The following is a 22,526-nucleotide window of genomic DNA, read 5'->3' as shown; positions in this document are numbered from 1 at the left end:
TTATGTCCACGGTTTTAATTTATCGTGACCAGCTTTTACCGTACTCAGAGACCTTTATCCCCGCCCAAGGAGGTAACCTTTCGTGTTACAGGGCTATCTACGTAGGTACGAGCCGATTAAATCATAATTTTAATCATCGAGACATGGTTGTCTTGGGAGATCATGGCTTTCCCAGTCGACTGTGGAAAGGCTTGTACAAGTTTGGCGGCATTACGTCTCCTCGGTGGACAAAAGTCTTAAAACACTATGCCCCTAACCTGGTGCATGCCCATTTTGGCAGTGATGGTGGTTTAGTCTTGCCGCTGTGCCAGCAATTAAACGTTCCCCTGGTGGTTACTTTTCATGGCTATGATGCTACTTGGGAAACCCCTTCATGGACAACAGTCCGTAGTCAAGGGGATTTCTTTAGAGCCTTGTTATTACATAAACGAGACCGAGCATTGGCGGCTGCTAACCGTATCGTTACGGTGTCTGAGTTTATCCGTGAGCAATTGCTGTTAAGGGGGGGAGATGCCCATAGGATTGTGGTGCATTACATTGGTATTGACCGACAATATTTTCAACCCTCTCCGGATCTAGATCGAGAGCCCATGGTGCTATTTGTCGGACGACTGGTTGAGAAAAAAGGGGGAGAGTATCTGATACGAGCCATGGCAGCGGTGCAACGTCAGTTGCCGCCGGTAAAGTTGGTGATCATTGGAGATGGAGGGTTGCGATCGCACCTCCAAACCCTTGCTGATCAGCTTTCTGTACGGGGTCAATTTTTAGGCAAACAGTCTCCGGAGCAGGTTCGTCACTGGATGAATCGCGCCCAGGTATTTTGTGGCCCCAGTATCATCGCCCGCTCAGGTGATGCGGAAGGTTTTGGCATGGTTTTTGCCGAGGCCCAGGCCATGGGGCTACCGGTTGTGAGCTTTGCCACGGGCGGCATTCCTGAAGCCGTTATCCATGGCGAAACTGGGTTGCTGGCTCCAGAAAAAGATACTGAGCAGCTAGCCAAACATCTGCTCCGCCTATTGGAAGACACAGAATTGAGACAGCAATTCGCCCAAGCAGGGCAAGCCCACGTAGCAGCAAATTTTGATCTGCAAAAAAATACCCGCCAGTTAGAACGCATTTATGACGAAGTGGTTGCTCAATATCAGGGTTAGCCATTGCCCATCCATGACCACTGGAGAATAGGTAATGCCCGTCTACGAGCCCCGCTTAAATCCTTTTAACGTTCGCCGCAAATTGGGCACATTAGCAATCAGGTAGTCCACCCGTTTACGCCAATCTTGAAACATTTGCTTGCGGGCCTCGGGAAATGCGTCAAACAAACGATTGACTGTGGTCAAATCTTCAGCCGTCGTGGCACGATAAGCGGCAATGGCAGCATAGGTATTCAAAATACTTTCTAGTAGGGGACGGTAGCTTTCAGGACAGCTGCGACGCAGAGGTTCGGGCTCAAGTAACATGGGCCAGGGCGGTCGCACCTGATTCCAGACAGCCAGGTCAGAGGCTTCGGTGTGATACCACATAAGGGGCTGTAGATCCCGATAGATGGGATAGTTGAGAATCACCTGGAGCCACAGATAAATGTCTTCGCCATAGGTGCAATGATGCTTGTCATAAAACCCACCAAAACGATTGACGATGGTGCGATCGCACACAATAGCTCCTGAGTGGAGCACATCAATGTTGGGTTTAAATTGCTCTGGCGGTAACCCATGGGGAAGTTGCCATCGTCCCGATGTTAACCCCAGAGCAGATAGCGTTTTACACCAATCAGACCGATTTTTACCCCGATATTGACCCGTGACACAAAGGGCACAGTCGGGGTGCTGTCTCAAGTGATTAAGCGTTATTTCTAAGAAATTAGGTAGCCACTCATCATCAGCATCTAAAAAGGCCACATAGGTTGCGTTTGCTGCCAGCAATCCTCGATTACGCGCACTACCAGGACCTTGATTATCTTGGTAAATCAGCTGAATCCGCTCATCTTCCATCGCGTTTACCAAGTCTGGACCATCATCTGTTGAGCCATCATCTACAACAATGATTTCCTGGGAAGGATGAGTTTGCGCCAGAATTGAGTTTAGTGTTTGTTCAATATACGCGGCCTTATTATATAGAGGCACCACCACACTGACGGTAAGAGGTTCCTGGAGTACCTGAAGTTGAGGCATCTGTTTACATCAAAGCAAAAGCATAGATAATTGTTTGGCATTGCTGATCCTCGAGATGGCTTTAGTTGTGAGATACCTTCAAATAGCAAGGCCTCTAGACCAGTTCATCCCCTAAATTAGCAATCGCAATTTTTTATCTGGAAAGCTGTGTCAAAGAGTTCTGAATCTTTTGACCGACAGCAGTCCAAGTGTAACGTTTTAGAAAATAGCTATGGGCTGCTTCTGTCAATGCTTGAACCTTGCGAGGATCCTGCCATAGTCGCCGAACTGCTTCCACAATAGTGGCGGGGGACTCTCTTAAGAGTAAATGTTTCTCATCTTCTACCTCCAGGCCTTCAGCTCCCTTTGTTGTACTAATAACAGGGCATTTAGCAGCAAACGCCTCTAAAAGCTTGAGCCGGGTACCACTCCCTTTTTGTAAGGGAACGACCATAACCGCTGCTCTCGCTAAGTAGGGGCGAACATCATCCACTTGACCTGTAACAATAATATTTGCATCGGCTTGGGCCGCTTTCAGCATAGCTTCGGTCGGATCACATCCCACCAATAGAAGCTGACAATTGCCAACGGTTTTTTTCAGCAAGGGATAGATCTGGTTGAGCAAAATAGATGCGGCCTCAGCATTCGGTTGATACGAGAAACGCCCAAGATAGAGCAACGTTTTAGCCTTGTCGGACAATATAGTGTTTGACTGTACAGCTTTATAGTAGTCAGGATTAACACCATTAGGGATAACATAGGCCTTCTTCTCTTCCATCGGATATAGCTGATGTAAGTGACGTACATCCTCGTGACTACACATCCAAACTTGATCAACTGCTCGAATAAATCTTGCTTCGATGTGTTTTACTTGAGCCAATATCGTAGGAGTTATAGCGTCGCTCCCCTGGTAGCGGCGATCGTCACCCTCAACATTATGATTATCGAGAATTAAAGGACATCCAACTTGTTGCAAAATAGGCAGGTAGCGGTATAACCAAATCTCCTCAACGATAATGAGAGTTGGTTTAAAACTAGTAATTCTCTGACGCAGTTGATTAGCAGCATCTTGGGTGTATAACCAATCACTACGCCCATGACCGGTGGGTCGAAACCGCCAGAGGCGACGCTGCAACTTTTCCCAAATAGAACGTGATGGTGCCGATAGATCGTAATGCTGCCAAACAGCAGTCAATGGTAATGAGCCTGCATCAGCACTGCCCTTATAAAGGGAAAAAATAGCGATTGGCCCTCGTTGAGCTAAAAGGTTAATATTTTGCCAATTACGCAAAGAAACCCCACCACTTAACGGATAGGGTTTTACCTGTACAAGAAAGAGAGTGCGATGTTCCGTACCTACAGGCAAGGCGCTTGATTGGCGCATAGTGGTCATAAGCTCGAACGCCTCTGGTCAGCAATGGAATTACAACAGATGTAATTATGCTAGCGAATGAGCCCTGTCACTAAACGGTAGAAAGGACTGAACAAGGCTCAAGATAGTGATGGTAGGGAGTTGCTCTAAGATAGCTAATTAATTCATCATAGTTTTCTACAGATGCCTGTAGAGTCTGTGGCGACACCTTTTGATATTGACTCACCGCAGCTCTAGATTGAATCCCCAGATGCTGACAGATGGTATCAATGGTAAATTGATGCTGACTCTCATTAGCTAGATTTTTTTCGTAGGTCAATTCCAAATAAGGAATATCTCGCAATAAGGACAACTCGTACTGCCATAGCTGTTGACTTTTTTCTATCCAATCAACGACTGTCACTGGGTTGACGTGGATTTTATTTTTTTGGAAACCTTGAACTAACCGACTTTTATGAAAGCCAAAGTTCCGAGCGCGGATGTTAGAAATAGCATGGTCTAGCAAGTTTTCTCGTCTCAAGTAAAGAATATGAAATCCTGCTTGACTTAATTCATACAGAAAGTGTGATCCCTGTTGAATGCTATGTATATTTCGCAGTTGATAGCTTAGCACCTTACAACCGTAGACAGATGCCTGTGCACTTGCAGCTTTGGCTTTAAGGTATAGTTGGGGCCAAAGTACGGGTTGAGCTAAGATTTCACCGTCACAGCAAACATCAGGCAAACAATTGAGGAGGCTGACCAGGGCAGTGCTACCCGATCGACCTCTGCCAAAAATAATGAATTGTTTAGATGCCTGAGATGATGACGAACGAAGCAGATCAAGATAGATGCGTAACTGACTTTTAAGAGGGAACATTCGAGTTAAACCACGATTGCAGGGTGAAATCTGTGGTTTGGGGGTAAAATTACTGGTTCTAATAGTAGGACATTCAACAGTACAAGTCTAGAAAACTGGATACAGATAACGAATATGAACCTGATTTTTTTGTTAACTGAAGCAAAGCATAAAGAACTGACAAAATAAGTTGACTCTTAAGCTTTTAGCTTGTAGAAGAGCTTTAAGCCTGTATGAGTGCGATTATTGAAGCTAAGCTTTGCAAAACGCTGATATTTTGGTTGAACCGTAATTTTTGACAGAAATTATTCAGGGGCAGCACCGATATATTTCCCCGTCTGTATGGGCTGCTGCGCTACTTTTGTGCGCCAATACACCAGTTTTCGATCAAGTTTTACCCTCAGCTTTTCTAAAGTGAGAATAAAACGAGCATAGGCTTCGAATGTTGATGCACTGGCAAGGTAGCCATAATTGGCAGCATTAGGAAACGTTAATACGTCGATAATCTCAATTTGATGGTTAGCAAGCTCACGTTGCCATTTATGAATAGCGTTAGTAGATATGGGTTCTAGCACAGATTGTAAATGCTGAACAGCCCATCCCTGGCGATTGATCAGAGGATGATTGACTTCGGAACGGGCGGTTAACATCTCAAGTGCATATGTTTCACCTAGAAACTGACATAGCGTTGTGAGAGATTGTTCAGGCTGTTGTATAAGTTTTTCATATCGTAAGAGCATGACGCGGGAATCTCGTTGCCAATTTCGTTCAAAATTGCGCAGGCTCTCATGCCACTGCTCAGCATGAATGTGGATATAATTACTGGCCCAGGGCACCTTACTCAAAGAGGCTGCAACAGCTCTTGGATCTCTCAACATCCAAATAGCTTGAGCATTGGGGAACCAAGTGAACAGTTGATGTAGGTGTTGATAGTGCAGCGGAGTTTTTTCACCCCAACGGGGTTTGTTAATGGCGTTGGCATACTCCTCTAGCCAGCCTGCAAAAATATGCTGATGTGAAGGAGAACCTTTGGCTAAAATTCTCTCCCGTGTTTTGTTTGCATCAATCCCAAAATAGGAAAATCGCTGACTATGACTTAAGGTTTGCCAAAAAATGTCGAAATCTTGGTCAGAAGATAGCTTGAGGTTTTTATATTGCCGCATCCAGTAGCAAAGATAATGAGTTTCTGGGGCGATCGCAATCCTGGGATGGGTCGACAGCATACTAGTCAGGAGCGTTGTTCCAGAACGGGGCATGCCCACAATAAATATGGGCGATTCGCTGCTAGAAGAATGACTCATCACCATCGTCAGCTACCTAAAAGTTGGCATAACTTGTCTGCAACAGGTTCCATAGTTTGACGATAATCCTCAACTGCCTTGACGAGCTTAAGGCGATTTTCCGGTTGGTGAGTCAGCAGCTTTTCGAGACGGGGTTTGACCCTTTCCAGGGTAAACTGCTGCACGGCAATACTATTGAGCTGTTGGTCAATTTCTGTCATAAACCCAGAAACTTTTTTATCGTAAACGGCGGCCAATATGGGAATCCCCAAGCCTGCGGCTAATATAAGTGAATGAAGCCGAGTGCCAATGACTAAGTCAAATGACTGTAATGTATTGATCGCTTGTTCCACCGAATCAAACGCTTCGTAAACGTTAACCTGCTGTCGTTGTTGACATTGAGTTAATACGGTTGCGATCGCATCTTCATCATTGTCTTGAGGACGGCGCTGGGCTCTATCGCTGGGCGTATGGGTTTGAAAAGGTAGTAGCGAAACCGTTGCCCCTTGAGTGCCAATCAAATAATCGATGATCTTGGCCATTTCTCGATAAAAGCTTTGCTCAACATCAGCATCAAGCTCTGATGAGCGCCCCACCAAAGACCGAATGGAAATGCCTATGTTGAGAGCTGAACCATTAGAAGCCGATTGAGATAATGCTGTTTGAGACCTAGACAGTGATTGTGTTGATGTTATCTGAAGGGCTAAATCACTGATCACATGAATAGGGCGAATGACCCCCATCTGTTGCAGTTGCTTCTGAGACTGTTGATCACGCACAGCAATCAGGGTCACCTGATTTAAGGTTTTCACAATGGCCTCTTGCGTCTGAGTTTTCCAAACCTCTCCTACACTAATACCCAGAACAATAGTTTGACAGCCCAAAGCCATCGCACGTTGTAGCGGCCCTAACCAAACGGTGGCCACCTCCCGATCAGGGGAATCTCGCAATAAATCACCTCCCCCTAGTATGAAAAAATCATGTTGCCATAACGCCAGGGTGTGTTCAGCCCACTTGATCCACTGTTCACGACGACGACGGGGAAACTGATTCCGTAACGTAGCAACACCATGCTGTTTAGCAGTATCATCCGGATCATTAGAATAAACCGTGACCCGATGCAGATAGTCCGGCCCCAGACAACGTTTAAGTAAACACAACATGCCTACCAACATGGCCTCATCCCCTAAATTGTGATGACCATAAAAACCACAAATTAACAGGCGATGGCGTTTCCAGAAAACCATAAGGATTAAAACAATGGGTTAGGTGGTCAGGGCATTAAGAACAACTAGCTCTATATTCGAAATATTGGCAGCAACCCTTGAATAGGAACTCCAATAAGAACCATATATTTTTCGTGTTCGTGATAAGGCATATAAATCGATGACAGCGTCTTGCATGCCTTGTTCGCTGTTGCGATCGGTGGGGGCTAATTGGGTGATAATGCGATCTCCGAACTGGTCTAAAAGTCTATGCTTTATTTGTAGTGAATCCGATGCCAGATAAAAGTTACTATCTGCATTTTTGTTGATTTCTTGAGTGATGGCATTTATAAATAGGTCCAGCGGACTATGTCGAATAGCCTTGTCATGATCGCCTCGACGGATATGCAATCCAACAGTGTGTCTCCCAAACGCAGCCATACGTCTTTGAATGGCACTTTCTAGGGTTGGAATTGGTTTAAACACATCGTAGGTATTTGCCGAATCAAAACTGCGATCAGTCATAATCATCAAACTTTGATAATTAGCCAACGTTGCCAGCTGATCAGTTTTAATCAGCTTAATAGCTTCATCGTTATCAATGATTTTTTGAAAGTTGACTGTTTGAAATACCTGGGCAGAGAAAGATAGGAGTGTTCTTTTTAACGGACTAGAGATTTGAATAGATTGAGGATTTATATAAATTGATGTCAGCTGTGGCGAGATGAGATGAAGCTGGGGAATCGGCTGAAATAGCTTATTAAAGGGACATCGTAACTGAGACGTATTCTCAAGCCAGATCACAGTCAGCTGCTTGTGCAGTCTGCGGCTCAACCTTAATGCAGAGTCAATGGCTCTCATCCGATTACACAAACCGCCATGGGGAACCAACGTCAATTTTGAGTCAAATCTAAAAGCCATTGGCGCAAAATTATGTCCCGTGATAAACAACGGTATCCCACAACTATGCAACTTTTACTACCATCTAACTTGAGATTCCTCCTGATAAATACTCAATATCAAAGAGCTCTAGTTAGGTTTTACCCACACTAGAGCTCTTATCAGATATACAGAAGCTAATCTCCCTATCCTAGGGAAGTTGAATTTCGAAGCTGAAGGCTCCTACTTCACCCGTATCAACATTGAGACCAGAGTTAGGACCCCCAACAACTACGCCACCACCGGCACCGACACCGAGACCACCAGCGGGGACACCAGATGGAAAGGTTCCAGGTGCAGAGAGACAGGAAGGCTCTAGGGGAGATAGGGGAGCCCGTGCTGATAAGGGCCCAATATTAGAGAAGTTTAGGGTTGTTCCACCGATGGCAAGCGGTGTTGGCTGCGCCAGCCCCAAACTCGGTGGTTGCAGAACGCTCGGTGGTTGCAACTCATCACACAACTCTACATTTTCAGCGGTACCCAGTCCGGCATTGAAGAAGTAAACAGTGTACTCAACAACATCACCAGACTGTAACGATTGAGAGATATTCGCTAATCCCAAAGGTAAGCTGCTGCCCGATAATGCAGCCAGGGTGTTGTCATTAGAGTCACCAGCTTGATCATTGAATCCGCCAATACCAGGAATAGCCACTTCGTTACCATTGCGAGTAACGCGAGTGATGCGCTTCACAAGGCGTATATCAGGAGCAAACCGCACCCGTGTTGGGGTGTTTTCATTGCCATCATCGGCAGGATTATCTGGATCCGCTGGTGAACCATTATCTTCATTTGGTTCACCGTCACCATCCGGATCAACATCCGTACCACTGTCGGATAGATCGCTGGTTGTATTACCATTGGCGTCTGTTGCCGTAGCACTCACCTGATTATCATAGGGACCCGGCAAAGCAGGTGTAAGGTTTGGATTGCTAACATCCACATCCACCACTAGCTGGAAGGTACTAGTGGCACCAATTGCGAGGGTTCCAGTAGGCGTACCTGCAGCATCCGCTAGCAGAGTCGTGTTGCCGCCAGCGATGCCATCGAAATTAGGATCGGCAACCACCGTAGTCGCTCCGTTGACAAAGGTTACACTGACTACCTGGAACGTACCAGCACCGTAAACAGGGTTGAAGTCCTCATCTAATTGAACCTGCTCAAGGGGAACAGTACCGATATTGGCAACCACAATGTTGTAGGTTACCCGGGCTGTATTAGTGCCAAATGTACCTGATGGTTCAGGAACGGTCGATACGACCTGTTTGGCCACACCAATAACGGGTCTAGGTGGCAAGACGACGGGGGTGGGGTCATTTTCATTCGGGCCTCCACCTGGGTTCCCATCATTTGGATTAGCATCAGTATCAACGCCATCATCCGATACATCATTAACATTAGTCCCGTTGGGGGATGTACCCACCGCCTCGATTTGATTGACAAAGGTATCTGGCGTGGTGATCAGGTCACTTTCCACTTCCACGGTGAATTGAAAGGTGGAGTTTTCACCGACCTGAAGTGTTTGAGCCGCTGCCAGAATGCTGGTATCCCCAGGGGTGCCATTGGGTTCATCGGCATCAAAGTTAGCATTGGGCGTCAGTTGCACCTCATTGGCTAAGCCCCGGGCTGTAAATACGGGTGCACCGATAATGGAGAAAGCGCCTTCTCCGTAGGTGTCATCCAGGTCTTCGGTGAGCTGAACATTGTTCAATGTCACATTACCCAGGTTCTCCACCGTGGTTTCGTACACCACTTCAAAGTCACCATCGGCCTGGGTGATAGCAGATACCACTCGCTTGGATACACCAATGGCCGGGGTCTCTGGCGGTGGTAACTGTACCGGGGTTGGATCGTTTTCACCCGGTTCATTCCCGTTACCGTCTCCGTCTGCATCGGTTTCCAGCCCGTCGTCCGAATCGTCGTCCACATTAGTCCCGTTGGGGGATGTGCCGATTGCCTCAATTTGGTTAGTAAACGTTCCTGGTGTGTTGACCAGGTCACTTTCCACTTCCACGGTGAATTGAAAGGTGGAGTTTTCACCGACCTGAAGCGTTTGAGCCGCTGCCAGAATGCTGGTATCCCCAGGGGTGCCATTGGGTTCATCGGCATCAAAGTTAGCATTGGGCGTCAGTTGCACCTCATTGGCTAAGCCCCGGGCTGTAAATACGGGTGCACCAATAATGGAGAAAGCGCCTTCTCCGTAGGTGTCATCCAGGTCTTCAGTGAGCTGAACATTGTTCAATGTGACGTTACCCAGGTTCTCCACCGTGGTTTCGTACACCACTTCAAAGTCACCATCGGCCTGGGTGATAGCAGATACCACTCGCTTGGACACACCAATAGCTGGGGTCTCTGGCGGTGGTAGCTGCACCGGGGTTGGATCGTTTTCACCCGGTTCATTCCCGTTACCGTCTCCGTCTGCATCGGTTTCCAATCCGTCATCCGACGCATCATCAACATTAGTCCCGTTGGGAGATGTACCGATTGCCTCAATTTGGTTAGTAAACGTTCCTGGTGTGTTGACCAGGTCACTTTCCACTTCCACGGTGAATCGGAAGGTGGAGTTTTCACCGACCTGAAGCGTTTGGGCTGCTGCCAGAATGCTGGTATCCCCAGGGGTGCCGTTGGGTTCATCGGCATCAAAGTTAGCATTGGGCGTCAGTTGCACCTCATTGGCTAAGCCCCGGGCTGTAAATACGGGTGCACCGATAATGGAGAAAGCGCCTTCTCCGTAGGTGTCATCCAGGTCTTCGGTGAGCTGAACATTGTTCAATGTGACGTTACCCAGGTTCTCCACCGTGGTTTCGTACACCACTTCAAAGTCACCATCGGCCTGAGTTGTTGTTGAAACCACTCGTTTCGATACACCAATGGCAGGTTGTTCTGCAACAAGAGGAGGAGCCGTAAAGGCAATGTCACCGATGGCGATCGCATGGGGAGCAAGGTCATTACTCCCCGGGCCATTGCGGAATACCAGTGAAATGGTGTCAGCAGCAGCAGGAACATTTACTGTAGCAGTACCATTTGAAAAATTATTTGAGGTTTGAGGATTAACAGCAGCGGGGGTTCTCGGCGAATTGGCGTTCTGGGTAGGGTTATTAGGATCATCACCCGGTGCAACCCCCGTAATAATGACTGAATTACCTGCAACTACCTCCTGATTAAATATTCCTACGGGGTCAGTCTCACCACCCGCCGTAATACCAGCTACAGGCACCCCTCCTGAGGAAGCAGAGACAACAACTTCATCCTGCCAAGATACCGTACCGTTGTTGATAAGAATATCTAGATCATAAATGGGAAAAGAAGCCAGAGTAACATCAACAGGGGTGGTGGTGCCGGTTAAAAAGAATTCAACGGTGATGGTGGCTTCATCACCAGCATCGCCTAAAAGGTTAACGAGGAGGGCCTCGTCGGGGGGGGCAGGGCTAACAAATGCGGAGTCGGTAAGGTTGAGATTAGCATTGCCATTGTTGCCAACATCGCCGCCAACCGTGACGCGCACATCTACACCACTTCCTCCAACATCTGTATAGGTGTTTTGATTGCTACCCACGGGAAAGTCAACAGCTTCCCCTGCAGCGCCAGTACCCCAATCTAGGGCAGTAGCTACCTGTGCTTGTGCCGTAGGCGCAATAGATAAAAGGCAAACTAGGGGTAAGCTCCAGGCGAGAGCACGATCAATACCCCTATTCCAGGCTGTCCCAAGATGCCGGATACCAGCTTGAGAAAGACCTTGACAGCACTTTTTCTTTGAGTTGTTATGACAAAATTTCACGGTTAGATTCTCTACTAATACTGACGATACTGAAAAGTTGACAAGTCAAAGAAGGCCTTATTCAAGCTGCAAATCTGTTTCCAAATTTTCGTAGATAATGTCGAGACCACGAGTATCTGTAAAGATAAACTCGGTGCGGCGATCGCGGGCATAGTCAATGCGTCCGCTGCCACTCGATACCCGTTGTGTTTCTCCAAAGGAGCGAATGCGCATCCGTTCAGCGGCAATGCCTCGCTGTAGCAGATAATTTCTGGCGGCCAAAGCTCGGCGTTCACCCAAGGCCTGGTTATAAGCGTTGCTGGCTCGTGGATCGGTATGCCCCTGCAGTTCAACGGTAATGAATGGATACTCTTCTAAAACAGCAATAATCTCATCCATAATGACCGCAGATGCCGGGGAGATATCTGATTTATCAAGAGCAAAGTGAATATTGCGGGGAATACGCAAGACCAAGGGTTCCGGAGGAAGCTCTGGTTCTGGCTCTGGCGGATCTTGAGCAATTTCACAGCTGGGCATGGCCGGTGTTGTGGGGCCATCCTCCAATGTGCCAACGGCCGTAATGGCTGAGGGCTCAGATGTACCGTACACATCATCCGTGGCAATGGCACTCAACAACGTTCCCTCAGGGGCATTGACATCAACGCTGAAACTGCCGGTTTCATCTGCAGACACGGTGGTAACGTATTCGTTTAACGCTCCATAGTATCCTTGACGGTCGACAACCTTATAAATGTCAATGGCAGTGCCTGGATCGGCCACACCGCTAAGGGTTGCCGATCCACCGCTGCTCGGAAAGACATAATCGTCAAACTCAGGGGCATTGATGGCGGCATTGGCGGTATCTCGACGGCGCATTGACGAATTACGCGGTGGGTTGGGGCCGTCTTTACGCTGAAAATCTTGAATGCCGCTGTTGTCGTTATGGCCCAGGTCTACACTGAGGCCATCTAAAGCCGCGAATGTGTTGTTCCGAATAATGTTGCCTTCACTGCGGGGGTAAGATGCGATCGCAACGCCCGGTCCCGGCTGATGCTGAATCACATTTTCAGTCACCTCATGGCCGTTACCCATCAAATAAATGGCCGCCCGCCTAAAGCGCCGACCATTAAACCGAATATCGTTGCCATAGATCCGTGCGGAGCCCTCTGGCTTGAACATAAATACACCGCTACCATCGGTGCCGCAGATGAGATTACCGTGGATCTGGGCCCCATCAATATTGCCATCAAGACGAATACCATCGGGAATCCCTGCAACACCATTGGTCCGCATGGTATTTTCGGTCACATCCATGCCCATGGCCTGGGCAGCCGTGAGAATGCCGCTACCTTCATGGAATTCAATCCGGTTACGCTGAATGACCGTATCAAGACCATTAAAAACAACTACACCGAGGGCCGACATCTGCTCCACAGGGGGCATTTCACCAGACGGCGACATCCCTAACCAGTTGTCTTCAATCACCACACCAACGGGGGCATCTGAATCTTCATTGGGCAGCAAAGTCCGCCAACCAGGGGGATCAGGCAGCCCAGCATCCACAGGGGGAACCAAGTGGGTGATTAAGATATCTGCCGGTGGTGTTGTCTGCGTAGACCGATGTTTAGAAGAAAATCCATAGAGACTTAAGCCTCTCACGGTCACCGCATCAGCCGTAATCGTCAACCCTCGCAACACTTCGGCCCCCGCCGCTGGGGTTAAAGCGACCACTGGTGTAGGCACCGGGGTAACCATTGTATCGGTGGTAGACAGAGGCCCGTAACCTGGCTGGCTAGCACCATCGACCAATGTGCCAGCAGCCATAATTGGAGGCAGGGGCTCCACCAGCTCGATAGTTGGATCATCCGCCAAACTAAAGTTGATGGATGGGCTGGCAGCAGGGGTCACTCGAGCACGCTCAGCAGCACTCAGCGCATCAACCGGCAGAGTTCCATTCACCACAGAAATGGCTTCTCGCAATGTCAGCGCGTCATCAGGACGAATGTCACCGTCACCAGACGAGTTCACAATCACAGAGTAAGGCGTAATCTCTTGGGCACTGACCGTTTGGATAGCCACTGCCTGAGCCACTAATGGCACCGTGGCTGCCAGTGCAGCTGTCCCAACTAGCTTAGATAGATACATGGTTAATTTCATTACTCCTCACCCCCAGCAGTTGTCTGTGTACCCTCAGCCGCATTGGCTGCATCAACATTATTAACGTCGTTATCGTCAGCGGCGGTGGCTGAAGCCGGAACAACACTCACCGGTTCTGCTGTGGGTGAACCGTCTGCCTCCATTAGCGACTCTTCCTGTTGTTGGGGCGCTACCTGCTGGAGACCAAACTGATCCCACAGTTCATTGACCTTGAAGGTGACGCCAAGGTAGGGGCCATCATCGGAGCGGAAACCACTGCCTCCCAAGGAGCGATCATTGACGCTACCAAAGCTATACCCCACTCCCAAACGCAGCTCTGGGGTCAGGTAATAGCCCGCTTCAATTGCCATACCGACTTCGTCATAGTTGGTCTCGGGCTGAGTGATGTAACGAACTTCACCGGTAATATCCCAACGGTAGGCAAACCGGTGGGTGGCTCTCAATTGACCCAGATGAATCGCATTAGACGACGTCACGCCTAAGGAGTCTAAGTCGGCATTGGTGGCTCGTAGGGCATATTTACCGTAGAACTCCCAACGCCAGCTCGGAGCATAAATGCCTTCCATGGCCAAGGTATGCTCCTGAATAGAGTCTGAACCTGCACCCACTAAAAGAGAGTTGGGAGTACTGGATGGGTTAATGGCATATTCATAACTCAACAACGCGTTGAATTTATCGCTTTGAGGATTACGATACGCCAGACCTAATCGAGCACTGGTGGAACTATTCAGACGATCGGTAATGGTCTGGTTAGCAAAGTTAGCATGCTCAATGCGGGCCAGGGTGGTCAAAGCGTCTGAGAGTTTACCCGCAGCTGAGGCGGTGATGACAGTGTTATCACCATCATCCGAATCACGATGCTCAAACCGAGCGCTAGCCTGGAAGTCAGAACTATCCGTATATTCCAGCCCTAGCGTATAGGTTGTGCCGCTAACCAGACCCAGGGAAGCCGCTGATTGACCCACGGCATAGGGCTGTAGCACCCGGTTACCGCCAGTAATGGAAGAAAGACTATCACCAAAGATCCGCTGGAAGCCCAAGTCTACATGTAAACCAGGGCTGAGATTAATTCTATGGTTCAGACCGAGAGCTCCCTGGCCGCTCATGCCATTATTGGCACCCAAAATGGAGTAACGACCAGTCAGAAGCGTGTTGTCCGTTAGATCGTAGTTAACAAGAGCATCAACAGTAGTCAGGGCATCGGGCGTGACATCATCATCGTGGAAGAACCGTTGGGCAAATCTTAGGGTCACCTCTGGCAGTACATCCCAATCCAGGCCGACCACCGTCTGGCCTGGATAGGCATCATCTTCATCACTTAAGGCGATGTCTGTCTGGGCCCGGAAGGATAATTTCTCAGCCAGGGGCCAGGTCAACCCGGCAGAAATTTGGTTTGACTCGATATCATCGCCGGTGACCCGATCGTTGCGATCGCGATAAACCCAATCCAAATTCCCCGTTATCGACCCAAACTGTTGTTGGACACCTGCCCGCACTGTGGTGATGGAATTGTTCACCGTTGCTCCATCAGTCCGCACTAAGCCCGGATTGATCAGCTGGTCCAGAGTAGTGGGAATCAGATCTTCGTTACCCCGGTTGCGCTCACGATCAAACTGTAATTGCAGCTGAGTGTTACGACTAACGTTATAGCCCAGCTGACCGCCCCAGCGGGTTTGACCAGCCCTAAAACTCGTGGTTGCCGTATTCCGAAAGCCACTGTCAGCATCCCTAAAGTAGGCGGTACCCGCCAAATCAGGCGTAATCCGTCCCGTGGCCTCTACCCGAATCGCTGTTCCATCTTCATCAACCGTTGGATTATCCAATGAAGAGTGGGCAAGCTCAGCCACCAACTGGCCAGCATCACCCAGCTGTAGCAACGCATCTACACCGATTAAACTAAAGTCCTGAGCACCCTGGTCCTCAAAGATGGCCGACGCACCAACCCAGCTAGGAGACTCGAGACTGGTGTCAAAGTTATACTGCAGCCGCCCACCAAACAAATCGCCATCATCATCGTCACCGTCTATCTGATATGTGGCCACAATGCGACGCACTAGAGCCGGGCCAAACGGGTTAGCGTCAACGGCAGACACAGGGCTGTTAAACAGAATTGCCCCTCGGTCATAGTCAATGGTGTAATCGACACCGCGCGCTAGCCGCACTCGTTCAATCACTGTTCCTGGACGGTTGAGTTCCTCTATCTCAAAAAAGAGATCCTCACTACCGGCCAACACCAAACGACGAGACAAGAAATAGTAACCACTGGTGCCGTCAGGCACAATCGTGTCACGCTGTAGCGCTCGTAAATTGTTGGCATACAGTGCAGTGAGCTGCAAACCATTGTTAAAGGTGTAGTTCCCCTTAAAACCATGGAGTTGACGATTTAGCGCCGAGAATTCTTGAGAGAAACGAGAGAATTCTGCCGTATCATAATCCCCCCACATAAAGAAGTCAGGCTCATAGCCGACGATCTGAGAATCTCGTTCAAACCGAACATAGAAACTATCAATGGATGGTGTTAAAAAGTCGGTGGTTGAACTATCTCCATAAGTGGGGTAAGTTTGTTTACAATTTTGCACGTCCCGGTAAAGACGATTGTCGTTACAACGCTCGTTTAAGGCTCGCTCACTATTAAACGCTGCTGTCAACAACCAGCTACCAATGGTGCCTGTGGCAAAAATACCCGCATCAAGGTCAGCGTCATAATCTCCGATATCACCCGGATCGAGGAAGTCAGCATAGCGACCCCAGAAATCAGTTGCTCCAGGGCCAAATCGAAAGTCGACAACACCAGCCACCAAGGATGGGCGATAGGGTGTTGTGAAATTGACCTGGGTATAACCATCAACGTCAGCGGCGGGTTGTTGCGCGGTTGCATCATCACCCACCAGACCCAGAGCTTCACGAGCTTGTACACTGGCCCGAATGGTTACAGGCTGGGCATCAAGGGCTGAACGGAGTTCAACCTCAAATTCTCCCTGGCGAGCCAGTACTTGAAAACCACTGCGATCAATATCGTAGTCAGCCCCAATAAATGTACCTGCTGAAGATGTCAGCGTGACTACCACATCTTCACGCACAGGTCGCCCAGACTCATCCAAAATATTTCCCTGCAACCCCATGGTTGAGCGACCATCAGCAGGGATAAACGCATCACCCGTTGGAAAAATCTCCAGGGTCAACTCATCACCCAGTTCATCCTGAATCAGCGGTGGCAACCCACTGGGCACCTGACGAATAATCGTGCCATCGATAAATCCTTCAGCTTCACCAGGATCTTCTTCCACGGGTAGCGTATTCGAGTCCAGCAAATCGCTAGGCAAATCATCGCTCGCCTGGGTCAATAGCTCAGGCACATTAACAGGTGCCACGAGAATATCTGACTCAACAATTGACGCAGAATTTGTTGTTTCTTGAGCCGCTTGAGCTGGTTGCAGTAGAGCCACCACACCCGTCAGGGTAGTGAGCAGTCCTAGACAAATTGAGTTGGATAACAAACGCATCATCATTAGTTCTGGCCCTCCCCGAAGGTCGGTGTTACTGCAAAGTTCATACGTGCCAGACCACCTGGCTCTAAGCGAACCAGTCTAGACTGACTGTTATTTTCTAGGCGGTAGAGGTTGGGGGCCAAGGTGTAGCCTGGCAAACTGCTGAGGTCAAGCACACCTACACGATTACCAGAAACCACATTGGCCATGGAGAAGAGACCATCTGGGTCAGCAATGATGCGGTTACCATCATCAAGGTAGATGACCGCATTGGGTACACCCGCCTCGCCTGACTGTTGTTCACCATCAAAGTTCTTATCTACAAAGACCCGACCAATAATGGTGCCGCAGTCAGACAAGATACCGGGGCGAATGGTTAAGCTAAACTCAGCCTGAGCCGTGGGGAAACCAGGCGCTGAAGCAGTGGCTACGTTGACACCAGAACCACGTACAGAATCAGGCGTCAAGGTGACAGCATACAGAATCTCAAGCAAGGAGTTGGCAGCCAAAGAGTCAAACTGAAAGTTGAGCTGCCTACCTGCGACTTCAAAATTTGTCAAATTAGGTGGTATTGGGGCGCTGTTAACAGAGTCGTCGATGTACTCTAGGCCTCGCGGCAGATTATCCATGACAGTTAATGGAGTCGCTGCTACCGCACTTATGTTCTCCACCAAAAGCCGATAAATGACAATGTCACCAGGTTCAGCCGCTGACTTATCAGCTGTTTTTGTTATTCTCAGCAGTTGATTTTCAACTGGGGGAGTACCAATTGTTGTTGGGTTACTTGGTGCTCTCACCCTAGGTCGATTAGGGTTTGTCGGATCGTCGAAAGCACCAGACGCAGTGTTGGTAACTTGAACCTGCGCACCTACGGGCATCACAGGGGTATGTAAATAAACCAGCAAAGTGCTCAGCAGAACACCCACTAAAAAAAAACTTACAGCTTTAAACAGGTGTCGAATGACACCTTTAGGACGGCTTTTCAAAACTCTCATGACCCCTCACAGGCACCAACAACAAGACAAACGGCTAAACATTGCTTTTGATCTACAATCAACTCGAAGCAATGATTCGCAATTGCTTATGACCAAACTTGCGTATCGTCACAAACACAACGTGACCGAATCAAAATTTATCAGTAAAAACTCTAACCAGAAGATGGTTAAAGAGCTAGGAAAAACCACTTACTGCAACACCTAAACAATTTACAAATCAAAGAAGTTTGCCGTATTTATACGGTTATTCCTCTCTTTGGTCAAGGATTATGACACTCTGGTTTGGCTGAGTGCAATACCTCACAGCGACAGACAAAATTTAGGAGCTTATACTGAGGATTACCAAATCAGGAAATTTTGATAACGACACTAAGAAAATATCTAAGTTTTAGCGACTTTACCTAGCAAATTCATGGGGATCGCCGCTCCCATGTCCTGATTTAAGAGAAGTGTGACCCTTCATTGAAGATCAGTTGAACTAACATGAAGAATTATTGAAGGTTACATTGCTCAACATTTGTCAGCAAACGTTAACGATAGCCTGTTGCTGTTTGCATAATTCCCTAAGTTAGATCAAAAAAAATTGAAGTGTCCAACATTGTTCAACAATGTTGGACACTTCAATTGCTACGTCTATTCTTTTTTACAGATAGTTCAACAATTTAGTATCTGAACTTAGTATCTGAACGGCTTGGGTTGTGATTGTTAATAAGTCCTTATTTCAAAGCTGTCCTTAGTTGTTGACAAAAGCTCTCAACTTCTGAAACGCCATCACCTGAGCCATTGGCAGCTAATCTCTTGACAAAAGCACTGCCAACAATTACACCATCTGCACCCCATGTTTTGAGTTGGGCTGCCTGCTCGGGGGACGAAACGCCAAACCCAACCCCTACAGGCTTATCAGTAACCGTTCGGAGCTCTTGCAATAAATTATGAACGCGGTTACCAATTTGTTGACGCATGCCGGTTACACCGGTAACGCTAACTAGATAAATAAAGCCTTGGCACTGTTGTGCGATCGCAACAATTCTTTCTTTAGGCGTCGTCGGTGCCACTAGCAACGTCACCTCAATGCCAATTTCCTTAGCGGGTTTCAGCAGGACGTCCATTTCTTCAAGGGGTAAATCAGGCACCACAAGACCGCGGGCACCAGCCTGATAAATATCCTGCAAAAATTGTTCAATGCCTCGGTTGAGAATAGGATTGTAATAGGTGAACAGTACAATTGGCGCTGATAAGTCCGGTGATACCTCGGCAACTAAGCTTAAAACCGCATCTAAAGTGACACCCCGCTCCAACGCGCGAGTAGCTGCCGCCTGGATCACCGGACCATCAGCCAACGGATCGGAATAGGGAACACCCAGTTCAATTAAGTCTGCACCCGCTCGATCCAATGCCCGGAGAGCCTCTGCAGTGGTAGCTAAATCGGGGTCGCCAGCCGTAATAAATGGAATAAGCGCGCAGTCTTTGTGGTCACGCAATGTCTGAAATTGAGCTGAAACCGATTTACCCATCATTTATCTGTGTGAACCTGTGTTGTTTGCGGTGATCAATGTGGTAAGTAAAAATTTAGGAGGATGACTGGGATTTTTTCTCGGCGTCCAGTTCTGCCTGCAGCTGAGCTAGCTCCTCTTCAGACATCTCGTCCAGGCGTTTTTGCAAAACAGCATCTTCATAATCTTTGAGCTGTTGATTGTAAGTCATCTTTTTAGAAAACACCCGTGTCAGGTAAGTAAATACCCAGCCTAAAAGTCCGCCAGTGAAAATAACCTGACTCCATATGCCTGCCGAAAGCCCATCTAGGCCAGCCATTGAAAGGGCCAAGTATAGACCGCCACCAGCGACAAAAATTCCCAGCCCGACGCCAATTACATCAATACGGCGCATAGCTAAATCTCACGACGTTGGGGTCTAAAGTTAAGAAAGGGCGATAGCAACAACATCCCTGGAAAAAATACAAACACCAGTGAATAAATCAGCAAGCGCTCAATGGATGACGCCACATTCCAACGCTGCTTTAGATAAAAAAGCAGAATGCCAGGAACCACTAGCAAATAAAGACCCGCCAAACCAGCATATACAGCCAACGTAATCAAAAGTGAAATATCGAGGTTATCCATAGCCCTTAAGGTTTTTGCCCACGTCGTTAGTCATCATAGCGTTCAGGGGGTTGCACAGAGTACCACTTGGTGTTGGAATTAAACAGGAGTTTTGGTTAACCGGTTAGCGAAGGGTCGCTCCCCAAACTGCCGTTAGCAATAACTCAACTAAGGGGGCGTGGCGGAATGGTAGACGCTGCGGACTTAGAAAACTGAGCCTTAGTGGAGAAATCTGCTAAGTGGAAGCTCTCAAACTCAGGGAAACCTAAGTCAGCCTCAATCAGATACCCCAGGGTTATGGTTGAGGGGATATGGCAATCCTGAGCCAAGCCGTTTGATAGCAATGGCTATTGCCGTTCTTCAATCGGAAGGTGCAGAGGCCCGACGGGAGCTACCCTAACGTCAAGTCGAGGGTAAAGGGAGGGTCCAATCCTCAAAGCCCGCTGAGCGTGGCAGCAGCGAAAGTTGTGGGAGGGTGAAAATCCGCTGACCTTAAACGGTCGTGAGGGTTCAAGTCCCTCCGCCCCCATTTAAAAAAGTCTTTCTTAAGTCTTTTTTAAGTAACGCCAAATTGCTGCTGACCTATAATGCGTCTGTAAGTTTGTACGGAATGCAGCATAGATTGTGCCTAGATCCTGGCATGATAGTATCTAGACATCGATCAGCCGCTTATGCAGAGAGTTTCATTCTCTAGATTGAGTGTTAGATATTCATGAGTCAGTGGTGTTACGGAGGAAAATTCGGCGCAACTATACTTCCCAGTTTGGGTAATTTCTTGTTAAAAATTGAATATTCGAATACATCTTTTTGCTTCTTACACTATCTATCTAGTTAGCCGTGAATGCTAATGGCATGAGTTGCCCTGTATACCAGTAACTTACATGGTTGTTGATAGAGTTTCTGATTCGTTTAATCCCAGACGTCGAAATCAAGACGTTCAGCAGGCCCAGCAGACAATTTATGACTTCCTGCTAGAAATTGTTAAAGATTGGCCTTCAACTGATGTGCTCGAAGAATTTAGGGGCCTATTTCTGCAACATCAGGAAACGGTAAGTACAAATACTGCTCCTGCGTTGTATTCCATTCTATTTTCGAATAATAAGCAGGAATTCCACAACACGCTTAAGCGTTCCTGCTACATCTTAATTAATAATTGGGAAGTAGCCCGCGAGTATGGGGCTATTCGAAGCCTTATTCAACTGTTTACTGACCCGACAATTCGTAAGGTATCCCTTTCACCCACCATCAAGCGGTTGCGGCATTGGTTACAGTCCTTCGTTGATAGTGAAGACTTTAAAGACCTTAAGCTTTTTGTTCAAAACCGGTTTAGTAATGAGGCTCCCCATTGGTCGAGGCGTTATACGGCCTATTTACTGGCACCCCAGTATATAGACACCAGTAACCCGTTAGAACAGCGGGAAGCGGCCAGAGCTTTATCTCAGCGACTGAGGGACAAGTTCAAGTTTGATTTGGCCATGTATACAGCACATTTTCCAAAAGCCACTGCTCAACGAGAGCGTCGAGTTAATCCGACTATGCTGGGAGACAGTGCTTTACGGGTGATTAGAGCCCTTGTTGCCAAGCGTGGCATGTTTAGCCACCGCAACTTGGCTCGAATTTTCCAGCAGCAAACCCAAGGGCTAACCTACGGCAGCTACAAAAATAGTCTGGTTGAATACCTGCTCTTTTCTGCCATTAAAACTGACTTTGTAGTGACCCTTGAAACCCGTTTGCAAAAAAAGCTAAATGGCTTGTACGTCAAGTTTAATCACCAGCCGTTGGATGCTTCCCTGGCCTTGCTGACAAGCAATCGAGTGATTGACTACCTGATGACGGAGGACGAAGAAACTCCGTCATCTCTTTTTAGTTTGTTATTAACGAATGGTCGCCCCCTGACGTTGGCAATCGTGCTGCTGAAGCTGCTGTTGATTTCTCCCAGTTCCCATCCATATTTGGATGCTCGAATTGCTGATCTAATTCGTTATTACGAGCAATTTCCTCGGGAAGAGTGTCAGTGGATCATTAACTTTTTGGAGATATACGGGGTCACCTTAGCTATCTGCGGCAGCGACGTGCAGTACAACTTGGTGCAAGTTCAGCAGGATGATGCCCAGGCCAGTAATCCAGAAACAGCCTCATTGGAGGAATATCGCATCTTTTCTCAAATGATGCGAGAGTTGCATTGGGCACCTGTCCATCGTGCATCAGAGGATGTTAATGGCATCAGCTAGGTACCCAGACTACTTATGACA

15 protein-coding genes are annotated in these 22,526 nt (G+C 48.0%); 2 read left to right on the top strand and 13 right to left on the bottom strand.

Annotated features, from left to right (window positions below; all coding sequences use genetic code 11):
* The first annotated feature begins 143 nt into the window (after positions 1 to 143).
* On the top strand, positions 144 to 1,151 hold the full coding sequence (locus SPB21_RS12955) for a glycosyltransferase (protein WP_499060812.1): 1,008 nt from the start codon (positions 144 to 146) through the stop codon (positions 1,149 to 1,151).
* A 42-nt stretch (positions 1,152 to 1,193) separates the two neighbouring features.
* Here the strand turns inward: SPB21_RS12955 and SPB21_RS12950 are convergent, their stop codons facing one another.
* The 13 genes from SPB21_RS12950 to ndhL form a co-directional block, all read right to left on the bottom strand.
* The gene (locus SPB21_RS12950) at positions 1,194 to 2,168 is read right to left on the bottom strand and encodes a glycosyltransferase family 2 protein (protein WP_163664325.1); all 975 of its coding nucleotides are present in this window, start codon (positions 2,166 to 2,168) and stop codon (positions 1,194 to 1,196) included.
* 133 nt (positions 2,169 to 2,301) lie between these two features.
* Complete coding sequence (locus SPB21_RS12945; RefSeq protein WP_163699479.1) at positions 2,302 to 3,531, bottom strand: glycosyltransferase family 4 protein; 1,230 nt, start codon at positions 3,529 to 3,531, stop codon at positions 2,302 to 2,304.
* 79 nt (positions 3,532 to 3,610) lie between these two features.
* Positions 3,611 to 4,378, bottom strand: coding sequence for a hypothetical protein (locus SPB21_RS12940; protein ID WP_163699478.1), 768 nt, complete (start codon positions 4,376 to 4,378; stop codon positions 3,611 to 3,613).
* Positions 4,379 to 4,662: 284 nt separating this feature from the next.
* Positions 4,663 to 5,664, bottom strand: a complete 1,002-nt coding sequence (locus SPB21_RS12935; protein ID WP_499866775.1) for a sulfotransferase family protein — start codon at positions 5,662 to 5,664, stop codon at positions 4,663 to 4,665.
* 2 nt (positions 5,665 to 5,666) lie between these two features.
* Entirely contained in the window at positions 5,667 to 6,884 is a 1,218-nt protein-coding gene (locus SPB21_RS12930; protein ID WP_163699474.1) for a polysaccharide pyruvyl transferase family protein, read from the bottom strand.
* Between the two features lie 18 nt (positions 6,885 to 6,902).
* The gene (locus SPB21_RS12925; RefSeq protein WP_163664335.1) at positions 6,903 to 7,763 is read right to left on the bottom strand and encodes an O-fucosyltransferase family protein; all 861 of its coding nucleotides are present in this window, start codon (positions 7,761 to 7,763) and stop codon (positions 6,903 to 6,905) included.
* A gap of 169 nt (positions 7,764 to 7,932) precedes the next feature.
* On the bottom strand, positions 7,933 to 11,556 hold the full coding sequence (locus SPB21_RS12920) for a beta strand repeat-containing protein (RefSeq protein ID WP_499866773.1): 3,624 nt from the start codon (positions 11,554 to 11,556) through the stop codon (positions 7,933 to 7,935).
* Positions 11,557 to 11,613: 57 nt separating this feature from the next.
* Entirely contained in the window at positions 11,614 to 13,692 is a 2,079-nt protein-coding gene (locus tag SPB21_RS12915; RefSeq protein WP_499866772.1) for an OmpA family protein, read from the bottom strand.
* Positions 13,692 to 17,201, bottom strand: coding sequence for a TonB-dependent receptor (locus SPB21_RS12910; protein WP_499866771.1), 3,510 nt, complete (start codon positions 17,199 to 17,201; stop codon positions 13,692 to 13,694). The genes SPB21_RS12915 and SPB21_RS12910 overlap by 1 nt, the downstream gene beginning before the upstream one ends.
* Positions 17,201 to 18,175 carry a hypothetical protein gene (locus tag SPB21_RS12905; protein WP_499866769.1) on the bottom strand — a complete coding sequence of 325 codons (975 nt, stop codon included), beginning with the start codon at positions 18,173 to 18,175 and terminating at the stop codon, positions 17,201 to 17,203. Before SPB21_RS12905 ends, SPB21_RS12910 begins: the two co-directional genes overlap by 1 nt.
* Before the next feature lie 716 nt (positions 18,176 to 18,891).
* A complete protein-coding gene (gene trpA, locus SPB21_RS12900; RefSeq protein WP_163668793.1) occupies positions 18,892 to 19,689 on the bottom strand; it encodes a tryptophan synthase subunit alpha in 798 nt (265 codons plus the stop codon).
* A 55-nt stretch (positions 19,690 to 19,744) separates the two neighbouring features.
* Positions 19,745 to 20,062, bottom strand: coding sequence for a DUF3007 family protein (locus SPB21_RS12895; RefSeq protein ID WP_163668791.1), 318 nt, complete (start codon positions 20,060 to 20,062; stop codon positions 19,745 to 19,747).
* A 2-nt stretch (positions 20,063 to 20,064) separates the two neighbouring features.
* Positions 20,065 to 20,295 (bottom strand): NAD(P)H-quinone oxidoreductase subunit L, encoded by a 231-nt coding sequence (gene ndhL / locus SPB21_RS12890; protein ID WP_006514742.1) that lies wholly within the window; start codon positions 20,293 to 20,295, stop codon positions 20,065 to 20,067.
* A gap of 860 nt (positions 20,296 to 21,155) precedes the next feature.
* On the opposite strand from ndhL, the gene SPB21_RS12885 reads away from it, so the two are divergent.
* Complete coding sequence (locus tag SPB21_RS12885; RefSeq protein ID WP_499866768.1) at positions 21,156 to 22,505, top strand: Sll1247 family protein; 1,350 nt, start codon at positions 21,156 to 21,158, stop codon at positions 22,503 to 22,505.
* Positions 22,506 to 22,526 lie beyond the last annotated feature (21 nt).

Origin of the sequence: Leptothoe sp. ISB3NOV94-8A (assembly GCF_043421595.1) — a bacterium.
Lineage (GTDB): Bacteria > Cyanobacteriota > Cyanobacteriia > Phormidesmidales > Phormidesmidaceae > Leptothoe > Leptothoe turfae.
Note: the sequence above shows the minus strand (reverse complement) of the source record. Positions and strands in the feature narration are given on the sequence as shown.